This window comes from Erwinia sp. MYb416, from assembly GCF_037479575.1.
GTDB classification, from domain to species: Bacteria; Pseudomonadota; Gammaproteobacteria; order Enterobacterales; family Enterobacteriaceae; genus Erwinia; species Erwinia rhapontici.
This window is the reverse complement of sequence record NZ_JBBGYT010000117.1, coordinates 646-1,294: the sequence shown is the minus strand read 5'-3', so window position 1 is coordinate 1,294 and position 649 is coordinate 646. Positions and strand designations below refer to the sequence as shown.

Sequence of the window (649 nt, the reverse complement as noted above, 5' to 3'; positions counted from 1 at the left end):
ATCATTTGCAGCGCCTGCTGAGAGCTGGTGAGGATCATCACCTGGTCGGCCGAACAGCGCACGCCGCGCGATTGCGCCAGGTAGTGCGCCACCGCCTGGCGCAGATCGGGCAGACCCAGCGGATCGCCATACTGCATCAGGGAAGTGCTATCGGAGCGCAGGCGCTGCTGGGTGAGACGCCGCCACAGCGGTTGGGGAAACGCACGCAGATCCGGGGAACCGGCGGCAAAGGCATGGGGAAACAGCGGATCGTTACAGCCGCCTCCCGCCACCATCTGCCCCCCGCGTGCTGACAGCTGCGGCGCCGCAGAAGCGGGGCGATGGCGGTTTTGCGATACGGAGGGGCTGATGGCAACAAACGTGCCGCGCCCGCTTTTACGTGAGAGATATCCCTCGCTTTCCAGCTGGCTGTAAGCGGCCTCAACGGTAACGCGAGACAGTGAGAGATCGCTGGCGAGCAGGCGGGAAGAGGGCAGTCGAGTCCCGGCAGGTAACGTTGCGCTGGCCATCGCCTCGCGCAGCATGGCACAGACTTTTTCCCGCAGGGTGGATCCATTCTGGCGCGTAAACAGAGCGGAAAAGGGGACGGGAGTGGGATTCATCGTGGTCTTGTCACTGTCTCAGAATGGGTCTTATGATTAAGACCCAT

The 649-nt window shown here is 62.9% G+C and carries 1 protein-coding gene; it reads right to left on the bottom strand.

The genetic code is table 11. The features are described from left to right. On the bottom strand, window positions 1–602 hold a 602-nt coding region (locus tag WH277_RS01085; protein ID WP_339503869.1), incomplete at its 3' end, for a GntR family transcriptional regulator. Window positions 603–649 lie beyond the last annotated feature (47 nt).